Source organism: Acidobacteriota bacterium (assembly GCA_029861955.1).
GTDB lineage: Bacteria > Acidobacteriota > Polarisedimenticolia > Polarisedimenticolales > Polarisedimenticolaceae > JAOTYK01.
This window is the reverse complement of the sequence record JAOTYK010000009.1, coordinates 53,224-72,929: the sequence shown is the minus strand read 5'-3', so window position 1 is coordinate 72,929 and position 19,706 is coordinate 53,224. Positions and strand designations below refer to the sequence as shown.

Below are 19,706 nucleotides of genomic sequence, written 5' to 3'. Positions count from 1 at the left end.
CTCAGGATCGTCCGGATCAGATGTCCAGGTTTTGTACTTCGAGTGCGTTCTTTTCGATGAACTCGCGACGCGGCTCGACCGCATCGCCCATCAGTGTGGAGAACAACATGTCCGCCTCGGCGGCGTCCTCGACGCGGACCTCCATGTAGCGGCGGACCGCGGGATCCATCGTCGTCTCCCAGAGCTGCTCCGGGTTCATCTCACCAAGACCCTTGTAGCGCTGGATGTTGACGCCCTTCTTGCCGGCCTCCATCAGGTACTCGAGCAGCGCCTCCTTGGAGTCGAGCACGGCGTCTTCTTTCTTGGGATCTTCGACGATCAAGCTGGGGTGAGCCAATCGCGATGTCTGCGTCAGCTGTCGCCGAAGCTGCCGGAACTCGACGGTCTGAGCCAACGCGTGGTTGATGCGATACTCGCGCTTGCCGCCACTGCCGGATCGGATCACGAGCTCGTGGAGTCCATGCTCTTCGTCGCGATCAACGGACAAGACCTCGTGCCCCAGTGCCGTGATTGTCTCCGCCAGTGCGTCCAGGCGTGCGCGATCTACGAAGTCCTCGCGGTCCGCCAACCCGGACTCGGTGACGGCGGCGATCACATCGCTGTCAATGCCGGTACGCTCGAGGGCGACTCGATACTGGCGGGCGTCGATCAGGGAATGAAGCATGTGGCTTAACTCGGTGCCGTGGAGCGTCTCGCCGGTGGCCGGTACCCGGACGGTCTTCTCGTCGGTGGCCTTGCGGATGATCCACTCGCTGAGCTGCTTGTCGTTGTCGACGTAGATCTCTTCCTTGCCTTTGCTGACCTTGTAAAGCGGTGGCTGGGCGATGAAAACATGACCGCGCTCGATCAACTCTCGCATCTGCCGATAGAAGAAGGTCAGGAGCAGCGTGCGGATATGGGCGCCGTCCACGTCGGCGTCGGTCATGATGAAGATCTTGTGGTAGCGCAGTTTGCTGACATCGAAGTCTTCGACTCCGATCCCCGTGCCCAGAGCTGCGATGATCGTGCGAATTTCTTCGTGACCCAGCATCTTGTCGAAGCGGGCCTTCTCGACGTTGATGATCTTTCCGCGAAGAGGGAGGATCGCCTGGGTTGCTCGATCTCGTCCCTGCTTGGCCGAGCCGCCCGCCGAGTCACCCTCGACCAGGTACAACTCGCTCTTCTCCGGGTCCCGCTCCTGGCAGTCCGCCAGCTTGCCCGGTAGCGAGCCGGACTCCAGCGCACCCTTCCGTCGTGTCAGCTCCCGGGCCTTCCTTGCGGCCTCCCGCGCACGGGCCGCATCGACACCCTTGAGGACGATCTTCTTGGCGACACCCGGGTTCTGCTCGAAGAACAACCCCAGCTTGTCATTGATGATCGCTTCAATGGCGCCCTTGACCTCCGAGTTGCCGAGCTTGGTCTTGGTTTGACCCTCGAACTGCGGCTTGGGGATCTTGATCGAGACGACGGCGGTCATCCCCTCGCGGCAATCCTCGCCACTGAGACTGATGTCCTTGGCGTCTTTACCCAGATTGGCCTGAGACAGGTAGTTATTGATCGTGCGCGTCAGCGCGGCCCGGAAGCCGGCCAGGTGGGTTCCACCTTCGACGGTGTTAATCGAGTTGGCGAAGGAGTAGATCTGCTCGCTGTAGGAGTCGTTCCACTGCAACGCGATCTCCGCCACCATCCCCTCAGAATCGCCCTCGATGAGGACCGGCGGATCGTGAAGGGCATGACGAGCCCGATTGAGGTGCTGGACGAACTCAACGATCCCGCCTTCGTAATGGAAGGTCGATTCCCGCGCCTTGTCGCCGCGCTCGTCGCTGAGTTGGATCTTCAGCCCCTTGTTCAGAAACGCCAACTCCCGCAGCCGCTGAGCCAGGGTGTCGTAGGAGAAGGCCAACTCTTCGAAGATCTGCGGGTCGGGCTTGAAGGTGATCTTGGTGCCCCGGCGTTGGGTCACTCCCGTCTGATCGAATGTGCTGGTGGGTTCGCCACGACTGAACCCCTGTTCGTAGGTCTTGGACTCCCGCCAGATCTCCAGGCGCAGCTCTTCGGAGAGCGCGTTGACCACGGAGATACCGACACCGTGGAGTCCGCCGGACACCTTGTAGGCGTCGTTTTCGAACTTGCCGCCGGCGTGGAGTTTGGTCAGCACGACCTCGGCGGCGGAGATCTTCTCGATCGGATGTTCGTCCACCGGGATGCCGCGGCCGTTGTCGGTCACCGTCACCGAGTTGTCGATGTGGATCACCACGTCGACGGCGTCGCAGTAGCCTGCCTGCGCCTCGTCGACGGAGTTGTCGACCACCTCGTAGACCAGGTGATGGAGACCCATCTCGCCGGTCGAGCCGATATACATGGCCGGACGCTTGCGGACAGCCTCCAGCCCTTCCAGCACCTTGATCTTGCTGGCGTCGTAATCGGCGGCTTTTTGAGGGGTGTTGCTCAGAATCTGTTCTTGGTCGCCCATCTTGCTCTCTTTTCACCTGCCGGACCATCGGCGACCCCTTCGGGTCTACCACGGTCCCGACCGGCGCCGTGAGTGGCCGCTGGCGGCGATTGGGTGGATCAGGTCAAGGGTGACGCGTGGCCATCCTCAATCCGAATCCGCTGGATCTCCCGGACCCGTTCACCAAGCTTGCCTGCCAACCCCTCCTTTGAAGTGGCAACAAGGGCCTGGTAACCGCTTCCCTGAAGGAACTCCACCAGGGCGGCGGCCCGGACGTCGTCGATATCCGAATCAAAGTCATCCATCAGGAACAGGGGGTCCTCTCCCCTATCCTTTTTAAGCAACGCCATTTTACCTAATTTCAATACAATCAGCGAGGCCCGTAATTGGCCGGCCGAACCAAACTTTCTCAGATCGATCTCATCGAGATGGATCCGCATCTCGTCCCGATGAGGTCCGACACTGGTGTGGCCGACCTCGAAATCTCGTGCTCTCGCCTGCTCCAGCTTCTCCGTGAAAATAGCTTTAAAATTGGGGCTTTCTTCCGAGTCGGGGAGAGCCGGCGAGGGGCGGTAACGGAGTCTGAGGGTCTGGCCGTCGGGAAACAGCATCCGTCCGCCGTCGCCGATGGCCGTGGCTAACCGTCCGGCGTAGGCCCGTCGGGCACCGTGGACGATTTCGCCGGCCTCCACCAACTGTTGATCCCACGCGTCCAACTGCCCCGCGGACCCTCCCGATCGTCCGTGTCCACGAAGCAGGGCGTTGCGCTGCAGAAGGATCTTGCGATAGTCGCCGAGCCGATGGAGGTAACTGTTATCGGTTCCCAGCACCCCGCGGTCGAGGAAGCGGCGGCGCTCCTCGGGGCCTTCTCTCAGGAGTCGGATCCGATCGCCCGAGAGATCGACCACGGCCAGGCGACCGATGAACTGGTCGAATTCCTTGTCGGCGTCGTTGACCGCCAGCCGTCGACCGCTGTCATCCATCCAGAACCCCAGGTCGGCGGCGCCCAGGATGCTATCCAACTGCCCCTTGACCCGTAGAGTCCCCCCATCCCAGGGGATGAGCTCTTCGATTCGACGCGATCGGAAGGACCGAGCGGTTCCCAGCAGGTAGACCGCCTCCAGGAGGCTGGTTTTTCCCTGGCCGTTGCGGCCTTGCAGGAGTGTCAGACCAGGCGATAGTTCCAGGTCTACCGCCCGCAGATTCCGCAGACGATCGGCCTCCAGGCGCCGCAACCACATGGCTGGACTCCCCGGACGGGGCTACAGATGCATCGGCATCACGATGTAGCGGTAATCGACATCTCCGGCAGGCTCCGGGGTGAATCGGCCAGGCTTATCGCCGGCCTCGGCTTTTCCATCTTCCCCGCTGGCACCCGGGTTGAGACCCAGCATGACCGACGGCGAGCCCACGGCTCCGAAATACTCGATGAGGTAGCGGGCGTTGAAGCCCACCGTCAGATCGGGTCCGTCGTAGTCCACCGCCAGCGTCTCCTCGGCGTCGCCCATCTCGGTGGTGCTGGTGAGTCCCAGCTTTCCGGAAGAGAGACTGAGACGGACCGACCGACCATAGCGGTCACTTGCCAGCAGCGAGACTCGGCGCACGGCCTTGGACAGGTCGTCAACCGGTAGAACGATCTCGGTCTCGCAACTCTTCGGCATGACATTTTCATAACGCGGGAAGTTGCCTTCCAGAAGACTGGACGTCAGCTTGTGACGCCCTACCGCGAAGAAGACCTGATTCTCGTTCTTCCCGAACATCACCTGGGCGCTGTCGTCCAACTCGGCAGTCAGTTTGGCAACTTCGTTCAAAGCTTTTCTAGGCACGATGACCTTGATCGGTCCGTCCTTGACCTCTAACTCAACAGGCTTGGAGATGTACGAGAGTCGGTGGCCGTCGGTAGCGACCAACGTGATCTTTCCCTGTTCGATGATCACGAGGGCACCGTTCAGCGAATAACGCGGATCCTCCGTCGTGATAGCGAACGCCACCCGCTCGATCATTTGACGAAGATCCCCGGCCGGTAAAGCGATGGATTGATCCAGGTCGACTTCGGGAAAGGGCGGGAACTCGTCACGAGCCTGACCGGAGATCCGATACTTGGTTCGGTTACAAGAGATCGCCACCTGATGCCGGTCCAGCAACTTAAAAGTTACATCGGCTTCCGGTAATGATCGGGCGATTTCGTGGAGCTTGGCGGCCGGTAGGGTGACACTCCCTTCCTTGACCACCTTGGCATCCGCCATCCCACGGATCGTCACTTCGATGTCGCTGGCACCTACCTGGAGCCCGTCATTTCGGGTCTCGAGTAGGAGGTTCGCGAGGATCGGTATCGTCGCTCGCTTCTCGACGACACCGGTGACTGTTTGAAGCTCGTGAACGAGGTCGCTTTTCTTGATTACGAATTCCATGACCGCCTCTGACTACTAGAACAACACTAACCAGATGAGAGAGAATCTAGTAGTAGTTCTAGTGGTGTGGATAACCGGATATTAGCGCCAATCTCTTTCGTCTCTATCGTTTGAGCTGTGGACGTCCCTGATGATATCTCGCCGCGGCCTCTTCAGAAAGTGTGGATCGATGGCCGGGGGTTTTCGGGGCCCGTTTTTCCACAACAAACCACAGCGGACCCACAGGCTTGTCTGAGGATAGCTGTGGAAAAGTCTCCAACTAGTTGAGGGTTTGGACGAAGTTCTCGACAAGCCTGTCGAAATCTTTCTCGTCGTTCCGTTTCCGATTAATCTTCTGAACGGCATGGATCACCGTCGAGTGATGCTTGCCACCGAATCGCCGACCGATCTCCGGCAGCGAGCAACTGGTCAACTGTTTGCAGAGGTACATGGCGACCTGGCGCGGGAAAGCGACCTGCTGGCTGTTGTTCTTGGACTTCAGCTGGCTGACGGGCATGTTGTAGTACTGGCTGACCTGCTTCATGATGCTTTCGACGGTCGTCGCCGGAGACTCGCCCGGGAGGATGTCGTGGAGCGTCTCCTTGGCCAGGTCCAGGGTGACGTTGCGACCGGACATCGACGCGTAGGCGACGACCTTGTTCAGCGCCCCTTCCAGTTCGCGGATGTTGGACTGGCAGTTGGCGGCGATGAACAGGTTGACGTCATCGGGAATCTCGGTCTGCTCTTTTTCCGCTTTTTTCTTGAGGATGGCGACCTTTGTCTCTAGATCCGGCGGCTGGATGTCGGCGATCAGGCCCCACTCGAAGCGGGAGCGCAGCCGCTCTTCCAGGGTCGGGATCTCGCGGGGCATGACATCGCTGGTGATGACGATCTGCTTCTGAGAGTCGTAGAGAGCGTTGAAGGTGTGGAAGAACTCTTCCTGCGTCCGCTCTTTACCCGCTAGAAACTGGATGTCGTCGATGAGCAGCACATCGACGTTGCGATACCGCTCCTTGAACTCGAAGGTCTTCTCGAAGCGGATCGCGTTGATCAGCTCGTTCATGAAGATCTCGCTGGAGATGTAATGCAGTCGGGCACCGGGTTGTTTTAGCCGGACGTTGTTTCCGATCGCCTGCATCAGGTGGGTCTTGCCGAGCCCGACGCCCCCATAGATGTAGAGTGGGTTGTAGGCCCGCGCCGGTTGCTCGGCCACCGCCACCGATGCGGCGTGGGCAAACTGGTTACACGACGAGACGACGAACGACTGGAACGAATAACGCGAGTTGAGTTTGGTCCCGGCGACCGTCTGCGACTCGGCACGTGTGTCCGGCCCGTCAGCGGGTCGGGAACGGCCCGTGTCGGCCACCGTCAGCGTCTCGGGAACGAACTCCACCGTGAGACCCGGGCGTTGGGCCTTGCGTAGCGCTTCCTCGATCAACCCCCCGTAGTTGGTCTTCAGCCATTCGGCGAACCAGCTGTTGGGTACCTGGACCTTCAGCCCCTCGTCGGACTCTGAGTGGAACTTCGTGGGTTTGAACCAGGTCTTGAATGAATGGGTGCTGACCTGGGACTCGATCCGACCGAGGACCGATTCCCACGTGTTCTTTTGGGTGCCTCCCTGCAACGTCCAACCTCCGCCGACCCGAGAGAATTAAGGTATTAGAATTTTATAGGTGCCGACGACCCTGGGTGGATGCCGGTTCTGCACAGGTTTTCCACAGCTGTGGAAAACCCTGGAACGCGCTAAGTGTTGGTAGGAGCGGGGGTTGCCTGACCGGGGGCCTGCAGACGCCGTTACATTATGTAAACCTGCGTTAAGCTCTTCAGTAAGTCCAGTGTTTTCAGTGGCTTGCAGGCGACATGATAGAGCGTATAGAGGCACGTGTCCCGATTACAGCTCGCGGCGATTCGGTGTTAACTGGTCGTAGTCCAACCCGGCCAAAGGGCCTGCGGAGCGTACCACAGCGCTCACAAAAGGGGCAATCGGAAAAGCCGTCGGCGGAAAATTTTAACTATTCTTGTTTGTTAAGAAATTAGTAGAAACAAGCCGATCTTGACAGCCCCCAGACCCTTCCCTACCATAGCCGCTTCCACTTCAAGACTCCTGGATCGAAATATGAAACGGACCTTTCAGCCGAATAATCGGAAGCGGGCGAAGACCCACGGTTTCCTGACCCGCATGAAAAGCAAGGCGGGCAAGAAGGTGATCGCGCGTCGCCGTCGCAAGGGACGAAAGCGTCTGGCGGCCTGATCCCGTGATCCCGCGCGCGTGTTATCGCCGCGCCAGCCGTCTGACTTCCCGGCAAGAGTTCCTGCATCTTTATGCCAAGGGGCGGCGTGTGAAATCGACGACTCTCACGGTGTTCACCCTGCCGAACAACCAGGGGCATGCACGGTTAGGTGTCACGGCCACTCGCAAAGTCGGTGGTGCCGTTCGTCGCAACCGCGCCAAGCGATGGTTGCGTGAACTCTTTCGTCAACACCAGCAGAGTCTCGGTTCCGCCGACGTGGTCATCAACGCGCATCCCCGAATCCTCGAGTCGACCTTTCAGGAGGTCCAACGAGATTTTCTCGATGTGTTGCGTCGATTGCGGAAGCCCTACTTCCAACCCGCAGCCTCCCCTCGTCCGGTAAACGGATGAAGCCGACGACACCGATTTTGTTTCTACTTCGTTTCTATAAGCGCGCCGTCTCGCCGTACCTGCCTGCAGTCTGTCGTTTCGAGCCCAGTTGTTCGGCCTACGCCATGGAAGCGTACGAACTACACGGTGTTCTCCGCGGTAGCCTGTTGACGCTCAAGCGACTCGCGCGGTGTCAGCCGTTCAGCAAGGGCGGGTTCGATCCGGTCCCACCGGGTTTCCACCGCTCTCACTGAACCACGGAGCTCTCGAGCACCTTCATGGAAAAACGACTTATTCTCGCCATGGTCCTGTCTGCCGGGTTGCTGCTTGGCTGGAACGTCCTGTTCCCCCCGCCGAAGCCGGCACCTACGCCCGACCCGACAGGTGCCGTGCAGTCCGAGAGCGGTGATCGCGAAAGGGATCGCCGCGAGTTGGACCCGATGGCGAACGGCGACAGTGGGTTGGAAGGCGACGAAGCCGGCACCGAGCTGCCGGCGGTGCGTGCCGCAACCCAACAGGCGATCGTCATCGAGACGGCCTACCACGTGGTCGAGTTCACCAATCGTGGGGGTGCGGTCCGCAACTGGAAAGTCCGCTGGCGTGACGAGGCGTTGCCGGTCTTTCCTATCTTCGCGGAAGACGATGTCTTGCCGATGCAGATCGAGCTGGATGACCTGGAGCTCCAGAACGCGATCAACGAGGCGTTGTTCACCGTCGAGCGCGGGACCGGTCCCGACGGCAACGGCGAACGAGTCGTCTTCCGTTGGTCCGATGGCCGCGGGGTAGAGGTCACCAAGGCCTTCGTCTTCTATCAGGATCGCGAACTGGTCGATGTGAAGATCGATGTGGTGGATCGGGGTCGGCGGAAGGCCAGCCGTCTGGCCCTCGGGCCCGGGTTCGGTGCACAGGACCCCGGTCGTCGACGGGGCTCCTACTACTACGAGGGCAGCGGTATCTGGCGTGTGGACGGAAGGACCACCCACCGCAAGGAGCGCAAGCTTCGGAAGGATCCATCCCAGGTGAGCGGCGAGATTCGTTGGGCCGGCGTGGAGGATCAGTACTTCGCCGCGCTGGTCTTGCCGCGGGAGTGGCCGGCGGTGGCGCAGTGGCGCGCCCTCGAACGGACACCGGTCGCCCTCGACGGCGAGGACGACGAGAAGGATGACGAGACCGAGCCCCAGACGATCCTCTCGGTCACGATTCCGGCCGACGGTGCCCAGCTGTTCATCGGGCCCAAGCACTTCGCCCGGTTGCAGGCGCTGGGTTCGGAACTGGAGACAGCGGTCTGGTTCTCATCCAATCGTTTTCTTTACGGCATCACCAAGTTCATCTTCTTCGGGTTGGTCTGGATCCAGGAGCGGGTGATCAACTGGGGCGTGGCGATTTTATTGGCCACCCTGACCCTGAGAATCCTGCTCTTCCCGGTGAACCAGTACTCGATGGTCCGGATGAAGAAGACCCAGATCGACATGCAACGGCTCCAACCGAAGCTGAAGGCGATCCAGGCCAAGTTCAAGAAGAAGAAAGACGCACAATCGCGCCAGCAGATGCAACAGGAGCAGATGGAGCTCTACAAGCGCGAAGGTGTCAATCCCATGGGCGGCATCACCGGCTGCCTCCCACTCTTAGCCCAATTCCCGATCTTGATCGGTTTCTACAATATGCTCACCGTGGCCGTCGAGTTGCGGGGGGCCAATTTCGCGTTGTGGATCAGCGACCTCTCCCAAAAGGATGCCTTCTACATCATCCCGATTCTCATGGGCATCTCGATGTTCGTGCAGCAGAAGATGGCGATGTCGAAGGTCAAGGACCCCCAGCAACAGCAGCAGCAGAAGATCATGATGGTGATGCCCTTTGTCTTCACCTACATCTGTATGCAGATGCCTGCCGGAATGGTCCTGTACTGGTTCATGAACAACCTCCTTGGGATCGGCCAGCAATGGCTCGTCAATAAAAAGACGGTCGGTCTCGAAGCCACGGCGCAGAAGGCTTAGGACAATGGCAGACAAAAGAACATTCGAGGGAAAGAACCTGGAAGAGGTCCTCGCGGCCGCTTCCAACGCTCTGGGGATCGATGAGCCGGATCTGGATTACGAGATCCTGGATCAGGGTCGACAGGGCCTGCTGGGGATCGGTGCCAAGAACGTGCGCATCCGTGTGATGCCGCCGCTCAAGCCCATCTCCAACGAACTGATCTCCGGTGCGGCCGATCTGGGCCGACCGAACGACCAGTTGCAGAACCCCGCCCGTGACGAGGCCCGCGCCCGACGAGGTTCACGACGCCGCAAGAGCGGCGGCCGTGGTGCCGGAGCCGCCGGAGCCGCCGGAGCCGGAAGCGCCGCCGGTGGCGGCAGTGGCGGCAGCAAGCGCCGCGGAGGCGAACAACGAGCCCGAGGTGGCGAAGGCGAGGGTGACGGCGAAAGCGGCCGCGGTCGCAGTCGGCGCCGTCGCGGACGTCGGGGTGGCCGTCGTCGTTCCGAGGGTCGTCGGGGTGAAGGGCGATCCGGTGGCAACGAGAATCGTGAGCCCCGTCCGACACCGGCCCCGGAAGTCGCCGAGGCGATTCAGGAGACCATGGGCGAGATGCTCGGGCTCTGTGGCCTCCAGCTTCAGGCCGAGGCCCGTTCGGTGGAGGGTGGGGTCCAGCTGGTCCTCGATGGCGACGATCGACGGATCGCCGGCACCAAGAACGGCGAACTGGTCGGTGCATTCCAGTTCTTGCTGAATCGTATGGCGCGACGACGCTGGCCCGAGTCCGGCCGCATCCGTGTGGGCCTCGAGGGGCAGGAATCGATGCGGGACGAGGAGCTGATCGCCCTGGCCAAGACGACGGCGGACGAGGTCACGGAGTCGGGGCAGTCGAAGCGACTGAAACCGATGAACGCCTACGAGCGCCGACTGGTCCATCTGACGATCCGTGAGCTGGGGGGAGTTCGCTCTCGCTCCGAGGGCAACGGCTACCTGAAACGAGTCCTCGTCTACACCGAGGACTGACCCCGGAATCGTCATGCACGATCTGTCGACGACCCTGGTCGCAGTGGCCACTCCGGTGGGCCGCGGTGGGTTGGGCTGCCTACGGATCGGTGGCACCGATGCCCTCTCGATCGCCGAGAAACTCTTCCGATCGGCCTCCACCTCGGGAGGCTGGGTCGCCGGGAAGACACGGTTGGGCCAGTTCCTGGATAGGGCCGGTGACGCCATTGACCATGGCTACGCGGTCCACTTCGCACAGGGCAAGTCCTACAGCGGTGACTCGACCGTCGAGTTCTGGACCCACGGGAGCCCGGTGGTGCTGGACGAGCTACTCCGTGGGGCGGTCGCCTGCGGCGCCGTGGCGGCGGGGCCCGGAGAGTTCACCTACCGGGCGTTGCGCAACGGAAGGATCGATCTGCCTCGGGCCGAGGCGATCCACGATCTGATCGAGGCGCGAACCGTCTACCAGGCACGGGTGGCCCATGCTCAGGCCGAAGGGGCGTTGTCCCTCATGCTCTCTCCCCTGCGAGACGAACTCGAGGAGTGGATCGCTCGTTCCGAGGCGGCGGTGGAGTTCGTCGACGAGTCAGAGACCCACCTGGACCCCGTCGCGTTTCGTCAGGGACTCCAGACGATGGTCGAGACGTGTCGCCGCCTGCTGGATGACTTCCAGCGCGGCAAGGTGGTTCGCGAAGGGGTGCAGCTGGCGATCGTCGGTGCCCCCAACGTCGGCAAGTCGTCCCTGTTCAATCGGCTGCTGGCCGACGACCGGGCCATTGTCACCGAGCTGCCGGGAACCACGCGAGACCTCCTGGAAGAGACCGTCGACCTGAACGGGATCCCTGTCCGTCTGGTGGATACCGCAGGTCTGAGGGAGACCGACGACCCGGTTGAAGGCGAGGGCGTTCGCCGGGCCCGCCAGGCCGCCCGAACCTCTCAGTGGGTTCTGGAGGTGCTGGACGCCACGGACCCCGGCCACGAGACTAGGGCAAAAGACGGGGACTTTGAGAGTTCGCCGACACAATTGTCGGCACCACAATTGCCGCCGACAGAAATGTCGGCAAGAAAACTCACGGTATTCAACAAATCGGATCGGCTGGATCCACCCCCTCCGGCGACCACGGACCCCCTCTCCACAACGCTGTTTGTCTCGGCCCGAACCGGTGCCGGCATCGAAGCGCTACGAGACCGGCTGTTCCTCCAGCTGACCCGTGGTCAGGGCCAGGACGTGACCAGCGCCCTGGGGGATCCCCTCCTCACCCACCGGCGTCACGCCGACGGATTGGAGCGGGCCGTCTCCGGGCTCGAGGCGGCGATCGCCTCCCTCGATGCCGGCCATACCGAGGAGTGGGTGCTGGAGGATCTGAGAACCGTCATGGGAGCCCTGGCAGAGTTGACCGGCGTGTGGGACGTTGAAGATCTCTACGACCGGGTCTTCTCGACCTTCTGTATCGGTAAGTAGCCCGCAAGGCACGACGGCATGGCAGATCAACGCAGCAGGACATTCGACGTGGTGGTCATCGGCGGTGGCCATGCCGGCTGCGAGGCGGCGCTGGCCGCGGCCCGGACCGGCTGCCGCACCGCGATGGTCACCCTCAAGCGAGAGGCCGTCGCCAGGATGTCCTGCAATCCCGCCATCGGCGGTCTGGCCAAGGGCCATCTGGTCTGCGAGATCGATGCGCTGGGCGGTGCCATGGGCCGGGTGGCCGACGCCACCGGCATCCAGTTCCGTCTCCTTAACCGCTCACGGGGTCCCGCGGTTCGTGGGCCCCGGGCCCAGCAGGACAAGGAACGGTACCGACAGGCGATGCTGGCGGAGGTCGAGGCGGCCCCGGGCCTGTCCCTGATCGAGGGGGAGGCCACGGGGCTGGTCATTGAGGGGGGACGGGTCCAGGGCGTGGGGTTGGGGGACGGTCAAACCCTCACGGCGGGCCGGGTCGTCCTCACCACCGGCACGTTCCTTCGCGGACTCCTCCATCTAGGACTAACGCAGACTCCCGGCGGTCGGGTCGACGAGGCACCGGCCAACGCATTGTCGGACACCTTACGAGGGCAGGGCTTCCGGATGGGCCGGTTCAAGACCGGCACCCCTCCCCGGCTGGCCGCTGACAGCGTCGATCTGGGCCGATTCGAGTCCCAACCCGGAGACGAGCGACCGACCTTCTTCAGCCAGCAGACCGTGGCGGCCGCCCTGCCGCAGATCCACTGCCATATGGCCTACACCAACGAGACGGTTCACGAGGTCGTTCGCGCCAACCTGGATCGATCGCCGATCTACAGCGGACGGATGACCACGACGGGGCCCCGCTATTGCCCGTCGTTCGAGGACAAGGTTGTGCGATTCGCCGATCGCGATCGTCACCTTCTGTTTATCGAACCCGAGACCCTGGATGGGGAGTTGCTCTACATCAACGGCTTCTCTACCTCGTTGCCGGCAGAGGTTCAGCTGGAGATGCTCCACGCCATCGAGGGGTTGGAGGGGTGCGAGATGGTGCGCCCCGGCTACGCCGTCGAGTACGACTATGTCGATCCCACCGAGCTTCGCCCGACGCTGGAGACCCGACGGGTGACCGGCCTCTATCTCGCCGGTCAGATCAACGGGACCACCGGATACGAAGAGGCGGCGGCGCTGGGTCTGATCGCAGGCGCCAACGCGGCCCTGGCGTGCAAGCAGGAGGCCCCGTTGATTCTGGGTCGTGAGGAGGCGTACATCGGCGTGCTGGTCGATGACCTCGTCACCCGTGGCACCCGCGAGCCGTACCGGATGTTTACCTCGCGGGCCGAGTACCGTCTGTTGCTGGGTGTGGACACGGTGTCGCGACGGCTGACCGATCAGGGTCACCGACTGGGTTGGTTGGGCGGCGAGCAACAGCAACAGAATCGGCGTCGTTGGCAGACCATCGACATTACGATTGAGACATTGGAGACCGAGCGGACGCAAGATCGATCGATGTCCACCGCGGATCATCTTCGTCGTCATCAGGTCGACGACACGCAGTTGGCGACGCTGTCCGAGAGTTTGCAGACGTTGGATCGCCGGGACCGCCGGGTGGTTGCCGAGTCGATTCGGTATGCCGGATACGTGAAGCGTCAACAACGGGAGGCCGAGCGACTCCATCGTGCCGGACGACGATCGATACCGGAGACCTTTCGTTACACGGGTCTGTCCGGTCTCTCCAACGAGTTGATCGAGAAGCTGGCCCACGTTCGACCGGAGACCCTCGGTCGTGCGTCCCGCATCGACGGGATGACCCCTGCCGCCCTCTCGCTCCTTGCCGCTCATCTGGAACGAACCCACCGCCCCGGCGACGGTGGATGAGCGACGGATTCCAGGACGGACCGCTTCGTGACGCCATCGCTGCGCAGGCAGAAAAGCTGGCATTGCCGTTGGGTGAACGACCGCTGGGCCAACTGGTGCGTCACGCACGGGCGGTCCATGATGACGACCATCTCCATCTGACATCGATTACCGACGCCGACCTCTTCGTGCGCCGTCATCTCGGTGAGAGTCTCGTCGGTGCGCAATTCATCGAGCCCGGAACCGCAGGCGTCCATCTGGATATGGGAACCGGGAACGGTTACCCGGGTCTGGTCATGCAACTCGTGCGACCCGAGCTCGACAGCTGGCTGGTCGAGGCATCAAAAAAAAAGTCGACGTTCTTGCAGGGAATGGTCGACGGTCTGGAACTACCGCGAACACAGATCGTGGATCGTCAGGTCCAGCGACTGGACGATCTACGCGCGCACGGTTTCGATGAAAAGATTCGCGTCCTTACGACGCGGGCCATGGGCGGTTGGGAGCGGATCGTTCCGAGACTCGCGTCGGCGATGGACGCCGACGGACAACTTTTGTTGTGGGCCGGCGAAGAGGTCGAGACCGTCCGCAAGCGCAGCGTCTGGCAACGATTCACGTTGGACCGGAAGTTTGCGCTTCCCGATCGGGACCAGTCGTGGCTGTGGTTGTTTCGAGTTGCCCCGTCGGTGTGTTAGGATCCGCTTCGAACGAAGTCGTCCAGGGGCACGAGGGCATCATGCAAGACAATCCGAAGCGATCCTACGAGAAGCCGGCCGTCATCCACACCGAGATCCTCACCTCCCGCGCGGTGAACTGTGGCAAGGCCGACGACAGCTGTGCCAGCGGCGGCGCCCTTCAGAGCTGATCCTAGCCCTCTATAAGTACTATAATTATTACGCTGGGCTTCTAACGGAGTCGAGGGTGCCAGTCTGTCCGGAAGTCGTGGTCTGCAGCCGATGTTCCACGTGGAACATCCCACAGAATTCCCACCCCCCCTACCCACCCAACCCTGGGAATGTTACCCTTGGCGCCATCGACGACGGTGCCGCGGGCCCCGTCGAACCCACTAAAAACGTCCATATTTCGACGTATTCGAGGTGTTTGTGGGACGAGTCATCGCAGTCGTCAACCAAAAAGGGGGTGTCGGCAAGACGACCACCACCGTCAACCTGGCGGCAGCGCTGGCCATCGCCGAGCGCCCGACGCTGCTGATCGACGCCGATCCCCAGGCCAACTCCACACGTGCCGTGGGGATCGATGACGACCCCCAGCGAGCCAGCCTCTACGATGCCCTGCTCGAGGGGATCGACCTGGATCAGCTGAAGCTTGCGGCACCCGACCTCCCCCACCTATCGGTCATCCCTTCGGATCGGAACCTGGTGGGGGCCGAGGTCGAGCTGGTCAACGTCGACCGGCGGGAGTTCCGCCTGCGTGGGTTGCTGGAGACCACTCGTCAGCTCTACGACTTCACTCTCATCGACTGCCCTCCTTCGTTGGGTCTGCTGACCCTCAACGGCCTGACCGCCGCCGACGCGGTCCTGATTCCCGTCCAGACCGAGTACCTGGCACTGGAGGGGATCTCTCAGCTGATGGATACGATTCAGCGGGTCCGTGAGGGGTTGAATCCCGACCTGGAGATTGGCGGCGTTGTCATGACCATGTATGACGACCGGACCAACCTGGCCAAGCAAGTCGTCGAGGAGGTCCGCTCGGTCTTCGGCGACCGGGTCTACACCACGGTGATCCCCCGCAACATCCGGCTGGGGGAAGCTCCCAGCCACGGCAAGCCGATCTTTCTCTATGACATCCGTTCCAAAGGCGCCGAAGCGTACTTCGGCCTGACCAAGGAGTTCCTGGAGCATGAAGCGAAAAGCACTGGGCAAGGGACTGCGAAGTCTGATCCCTCAGACACCGCCGCCGGCCATGGCGAGGAAACCTCAGCCGCCGCAGAACGGCCTGATGGAAGTGGACCTGGACCGGATCTTCCCCAATCCTGACCAGCCACGGAAACGGTTCGACGCCGAGCAGCTGCAGGAGCTGGCCGATTCTCTGAAGCAAGACGGACTCCTCCAGCCGGTGGTCGTGCGCCCACGGGGGGCCGATGCCTACGAGCTGGTCGCCGGCGAGCGGCGCTGGCGGGCGGCCCAGCTTGCAGGGATGATGAAGATTCCCGTCGTGGTTCGCGAGGTCGACGACCCCAAGCTCCTGGAGCTGGCCCTCATCGAAAACCTGCAGCGTGAGCAGCTGGATCCCATCGACGAGGCGCGGGCTTTCCAGACCTTGATCGACGACCACGGATTGACCCAGCAGGCGGTGGCCGAGCGGGTGGGCCGTCAGCGGGTCACCATCACCAACGCGCTTCGACTCCTGAACCTGGCCCCGACGGTCCAACGGCAGATCCAGGACGGATTGATCTCCGCCGGCCACGCCAAGGCGTTGGTCTCCATCACCGACATGGACCTTCAGATCCGGGTCGCGACCCAGGCGGCCAAGGAGGGGCTGTCGGTCCGACAGGTCGAGGCTCGAGTGAAACAGCTACGGGCCGCTCCTAAAGAGAAGCGTCCGGCGCCTGCCACCGACCCCAACCTGGTGGCCGCGGAGGAGCGACTGGCCTCGGCCCTCGGCACCAAGGTGAAGATCGTCACCGGTAAGAAGGGGGGGCGGCTCGAGCTCTACGCGTTTAGCGAAGAGGAGCTTCAGCGAGTCTATGGAGTGGTATTGCGGGGCTGTCGCGGCTGATTTTTCGCGCCGACGTAAAAGTCGGCGGCAGACATAACTGTCGGCGGGCGACAATAGTGTCTGCGCGATCAGCCCGCAGACAATACCGTCTGCGGCAGACAATACCGTCGGCATACCTGTCGCCACCGTCGCCTTGACACCTCCCAAAATCCTGTGCTAATTTCCGCGATCCATACTAATGAAGCGCGCAGTCCGTTTGCGGCGCATTCGGGGAGCCAATCGTCCCACCTCGGGACAGATCCCAGACGTTAGGCCGAGGCACAGGTGAAAGACCGAAAATTAGCGGTCCGCTACGCTCGGGCACTGCTGTCCGTCCTGACGGAACCGGCCGAGGCGCAGTCTGCCGATCAGTTCCTTCAGGGACTGTCGCAGGCGTGGGACACCACGCCCGCATTCCGAGCCATCCTGTTGGATCCGGCTTACAGCCAGCAAGAGCGAAGCGACGCATTGCTGGGGATGGCCAAGGCCGCCGGTCTGTCGGACCGGATCCAGAACTTCCTTCGCACCCTGATCGAGAACAACCGCGCCGGTTCGATCTCGTCCATTGCGCAGGTCTACCACGAAGAGCTCGAGGCGCGGATGGGTATCGTCCCCGCCGAGATCACCACGGCAGCGCCGATGGACGAGTCCATGCGGCAACAGGCCCAACGATCGGTCCAGCAGGCGACCGGTCACCAGGTTCGATTGACATGCAAGGTGGACGCGGACCTTCTCGGCGGGGCCATCACGCGAGTGGGAACGACGATCTATGACGGCAGCCTCAGGACGCAGCTGGACCAGTTGCGTCACCAGATGATCCAGGAGTAGGCATGGAGATCAAGGTCGACGAGATTAGCAAGATCATCCGACAGCAGATCGAGGGTTTTCAGAAGACCACCGATTACGCGGAGGTCGGAACGGTCATCTCCGTCGGAGATGGCATCTGCCGTATCTACGGCCTCGAGAAGTGTATGGCTCTCGAGCTGCTGGAGTTGCCTCACGGAGTGATGGGCATGGCCCTCAACCTCGAGGAGGACAACGTCGGCGCCGTGTTGATGGGCGAGACGGTCAAGATCAAGGAAGGCGATCAGGTCCGACGCACCGGACGGATCATGCAGGTCGGTGTCGGCGAGAACTGTCTCGGCCGCGTCGTCGATGCCCTTGGTCAGCCGATCGATGGCAAGGGGGCCATCGCCGCCAGCGCCACGATGAACATCGAGCGGATCGCCCCGGGCGTCATCGATCGACAGGGTGTGCATGAGCCGATGCAGACGGGCTTGAAGTGCATCGACAGCATGACCCCGATTGGCCGTGGTCAGCGTGAGCTGATCATCGGCGACCGTCAGACCGGCAAGACGGCCATCGCCCTGGACACCATCATCAATCAGAAGGGCAGCGGCGTCATCTGCGTCTACGTGGCCGTGGGTCAGAAGCAGTCGACCATTGCTCAGGTCGTGAAGACCCTGGAAGACCACGGTGCGATGGAGTACACCATCATCGTCGCCGCCGCCGCGTCGACGCCGGCGCCGCTCCAGTACCTGGCGCCCTATTCCGGTTGCGCCATGGGCGAGTTCTTCCAGTTCAACGGAGCCGACGGAAAGCCGGCGGGCGCCGACAACCCCGGACGTCACGTGCTGGTGGTCTACGACGATCTCTCCAAGCACGCCGCGGCCTACCGCGAAATCTCGTTGTTGCTCCGTCGTCCTCCCGGTCGCGAGGCCTACCCCGGCGACGTCTTCTACCTGCACTCCCGTCTGCTGGAGCGCTCGTCCAAGCTCAGTAATGAAGAGGGCGCAGGCTCGTTGACGGCGCTTCCGATCATCGAGACCCAGGCCGGTGACATCTCGGCCTATATCCCGACCAACGTCATCTCGATCACCGACGGTCAGATCTTCCTCGAGTCGGATCTGTTCTACGCCGGTATCCGACCGGCGATGAACGTCGGTCTCTCGGTCTCTCGTGTGGGAGGCAACGCCCAGGTCAAGGCGATGAAGCAGGTGGCGGGAACGCTACGGCTGTCGCTGGCCCAGTTCCGAGAGTTGGAAGCGTTCTCGCAGTTCGGCTCCGATCTGGATGCGGCGACCCAGGCTCAGCTGAACCGCGGCCGGCGTCTGGTCGAGATTCTCAAGCAGGCCCAGTACGCACCGCAGGCGGTAGAGAAGCAGGTGTTGATCATCTTCGCGGTGGCCAACGGCTTCCTCGACGATATCGACACCAAGCATGCCGCCGCCTACGAGACCGAGCTTTATCGTTTCTTCGATGTCTCCCACAAGGAGACCCAGGCCAAGATCGGCGAGAAAGCCGGAATGACCGATGAGTTGAAGGCCGCCGTCAAGCAGGCCATGGAAGAGTTCACCGCGCAGTTCAAGGCGACCCACGTGGCCGCATCGTAAAGAAAGCGCTTTTAGAAGATGGCAAAGACCCAAGATCTGAAGCGGCGTATCCGCTCGATCAAGAACACGCAGCAGCTGACCCGGGCCATGAAGATGGTCAGCGCGGCCAAGCTGCGTCGTGCCCAGGAGCGGGTGCTGGCCGCCCGACCCTACGCGCAGCGGACCCTGAGTGTCCTGCAGTCCCTGGCCCGTCGGGCCAACCCGGAACTGAACCCGCTTCTGCGGGCCAATGAAGGGGACCGCGTCGACGCCGTCATCATGAGTTCCGATCGGGGACTGTGTGGTGCGTTCAACGCCTCGGTGTTCCGACTCGCCGAGGCTCACCTGTCCGAACACGAGGCAGGCGCCGAACTGACCATCGCAACCGTCGGCAAGAAGTCGCGCGAGTACTACCGACGTCGGGACTACAACATCGTTCGCGATTGGGCTGACATCTTCCGTCAGGTCGAATTCTCGACCGCCCGAGAGATCGCCGACCTGGCGATGGAGCGGTATATCGGCGGCGATGCGTCGCGGGTCTACCTGATCCACAACTCGTTCAAGTCGGCCATCGCGGCCGACCCGGTGGCGATGCAACTGCTACCGATCCTCCCAGCTAGTTTTGACGATGCCGACTCCACGGAGGATTACCTCTACGAGCCGTCGGCTCAGGTTTTGTTTGATGCGCTGTTGCCGCACTACGTCCAGCAGGCCGTCTATCAGGCGATGCTGGAATCGGTGGCGGCGGAGCACGCGGCTCGGATGACCGCGATGGATTCGGCAACTTCCAACGCAGGCGAGTTGATCGAGGCCCTCACGTTGACGATGAACCGCGCACGTCAGGCCTCGATTACGACAGAGATCATCGAAGTGGTATCCGGCGCAGCGGCGTTGGGATAGGAGCAG

17 protein-coding genes and 1 pseudogene are annotated in these 19,706 nt (G+C 62.1%); 14 read left to right on the top strand and 4 right to left on the bottom strand.

From position 1 onward, the window contains the following. Window positions 1–16: 16 nt before the first annotated feature. From gyrB to dnaA, 4 genes are all read right to left on the bottom strand, one after another. A complete protein-coding gene (gene gyrB / locus OES25_06120; protein MDH3627217.1) occupies window positions 17–2,452 on the bottom strand; it encodes a DNA topoisomerase (ATP-hydrolyzing) subunit B in 2,436 nt (811 codons plus the stop codon). A gap of 98 nt (window positions 2,453–2,550) precedes the next feature. Beyond that, entirely contained in the window at window positions 2,551–3,672 is a 1,122-nt protein-coding gene (gene recF / locus OES25_06115) for a DNA replication and repair protein RecF (GenBank protein MDH3627216.1), read from the bottom strand. 21 nt (window positions 3,673–3,693) lie between these two features. Further along, the gene (gene dnaN, locus OES25_06110; GenBank protein ID MDH3627215.1) at window positions 3,694–4,842 is read right to left on the bottom strand and encodes a DNA polymerase III subunit beta; all 1,149 of its coding nucleotides are present in this window, start codon (window positions 4,840–4,842) and stop codon (window positions 3,694–3,696) included. A gap of 259 nt (window positions 4,843–5,101) precedes the next feature. Then, window positions 5,102–6,445, bottom strand: a complete 1,344-nt coding sequence (gene dnaA / locus OES25_06105) for a chromosomal replication initiator protein DnaA (protein MDH3627214.1) — start codon at window positions 6,443–6,445, stop codon at window positions 5,102–5,104. A 492-nt stretch (window positions 6,446–6,937) separates the two neighbouring features. On the opposite strand from dnaA, the gene rpmH reads away from it, so the two are divergent. From rpmH to atpG, 14 genes and pseudogenes are all read left to right on the top strand, one after another. Continuing rightward, on the top strand, window positions 6,938–7,072 hold the full coding sequence (rpmH, locus tag OES25_06100; protein MDH3627213.1) for a 50S ribosomal protein L34: 135 nt from the start codon (window positions 6,938–6,940) through the stop codon (window positions 7,070–7,072). A gap of 4 nt (window positions 7,073–7,076) precedes the next feature. Beyond that, window positions 7,077–7,463, top strand: a complete 387-nt coding sequence (gene rnpA, locus OES25_06095) for a ribonuclease P protein component (GenBank protein ID MDH3627212.1) — start codon at window positions 7,077–7,079, stop codon at window positions 7,461–7,463. Beyond that, window positions 7,460–7,696: a membrane protein insertion efficiency factor YidD gene (gene yidD / locus OES25_06090; GenBank protein ID MDH3627211.1), complete on the top strand. Its 237-nt coding sequence runs from the start codon at window positions 7,460–7,462 to the stop codon at window positions 7,694–7,696. The genes rnpA and yidD overlap by 4 nt, the downstream gene beginning before the upstream one ends. Window positions 7,697–7,720: 24 nt before the next feature. Then, a complete protein-coding gene (gene yidC / locus OES25_06085; protein ID MDH3627210.1) occupies window positions 7,721–9,436 on the top strand; it encodes a membrane protein insertase YidC in 1,716 nt (571 codons plus the stop codon). Between the two features lie 4 nt (window positions 9,437–9,440). After that, window positions 9,441–10,436: a Jag N-terminal domain-containing protein gene (locus OES25_06080; protein ID MDH3627209.1), complete on the top strand. Its 996-nt coding sequence runs from the start codon at window positions 9,441–9,443 to the stop codon at window positions 10,434–10,436. A 13-nt stretch (window positions 10,437–10,449) separates the two neighbouring features. Then, the gene (gene mnmE, locus OES25_06075; GenBank protein ID MDH3627208.1) at window positions 10,450–11,877 is read left to right on the top strand and encodes a tRNA uridine-5-carboxymethylaminomethyl(34) synthesis GTPase MnmE; all 1,428 of its coding nucleotides are present in this window, start codon (window positions 10,450–10,452) and stop codon (window positions 11,875–11,877) included. Window positions 11,878–11,895: 18 nt separating this feature from the next. Next, window positions 11,896–13,734 (top strand): tRNA uridine-5-carboxymethylaminomethyl(34) synthesis enzyme MnmG, encoded by a 1,839-nt coding sequence (gene mnmG, locus OES25_06070; protein ID MDH3627207.1) that lies wholly within the window; start codon window positions 11,896–11,898, stop codon window positions 13,732–13,734. Further along, on the top strand, window positions 13,731–14,405 hold the full coding sequence (locus tag OES25_06065; protein MDH3627206.1) for a class I SAM-dependent methyltransferase: 675 nt from the start codon (window positions 13,731–13,733) through the stop codon (window positions 14,403–14,405). The genes mnmG and OES25_06065 overlap by 4 nt, the downstream gene beginning before the upstream one ends. A 41-nt stretch (window positions 14,406–14,446) precedes the next feature. Next, complete coding sequence (locus tag OES25_06060; GenBank protein MDH3627205.1) at window positions 14,447–14,575, top strand: hypothetical protein; 129 nt, start codon at window positions 14,447–14,449, stop codon at window positions 14,573–14,575. A 238-nt stretch (window positions 14,576–14,813) separates the two neighbouring features. Beyond that, a pseudogene (locus OES25_06055) lies at window positions 14,814–15,560 on the top strand (ParA family protein). A gap of 109 nt (window positions 15,561–15,669) precedes the next feature. After that, window positions 15,670–16,449 carry a ParB/RepB/Spo0J family partition protein gene (locus OES25_06050; GenBank protein MDH3627204.1) on the top strand — a complete coding sequence of 260 codons (780 nt, stop codon included), beginning with the start codon at window positions 15,670–15,672 and terminating at the stop codon, window positions 16,447–16,449. 264 nt (window positions 16,450–16,713) lie between these two features. Continuing rightward, entirely contained in the window at window positions 16,714–17,256 is a 543-nt protein-coding gene (gene atpH, locus OES25_06045) for an ATP synthase F1 subunit delta (GenBank protein ID MDH3627203.1), read from the top strand. Between the two features lie 2 nt (window positions 17,257–17,258). Then, complete coding sequence (atpA, locus tag OES25_06040; GenBank protein ID MDH3627202.1) at window positions 17,259–18,821, top strand: F0F1 ATP synthase subunit alpha; 1,563 nt, start codon at window positions 17,259–17,261, stop codon at window positions 18,819–18,821. A gap of 18 nt (window positions 18,822–18,839) precedes the next feature. Beyond that, the gene (gene atpG, locus OES25_06035; protein ID MDH3627201.1) at window positions 18,840–19,700 is read left to right on the top strand and encodes an ATP synthase F1 subunit gamma; all 861 of its coding nucleotides are present in this window, start codon (window positions 18,840–18,842) and stop codon (window positions 19,698–19,700) included. Window positions 19,701–19,706 lie beyond the last annotated feature (6 nt).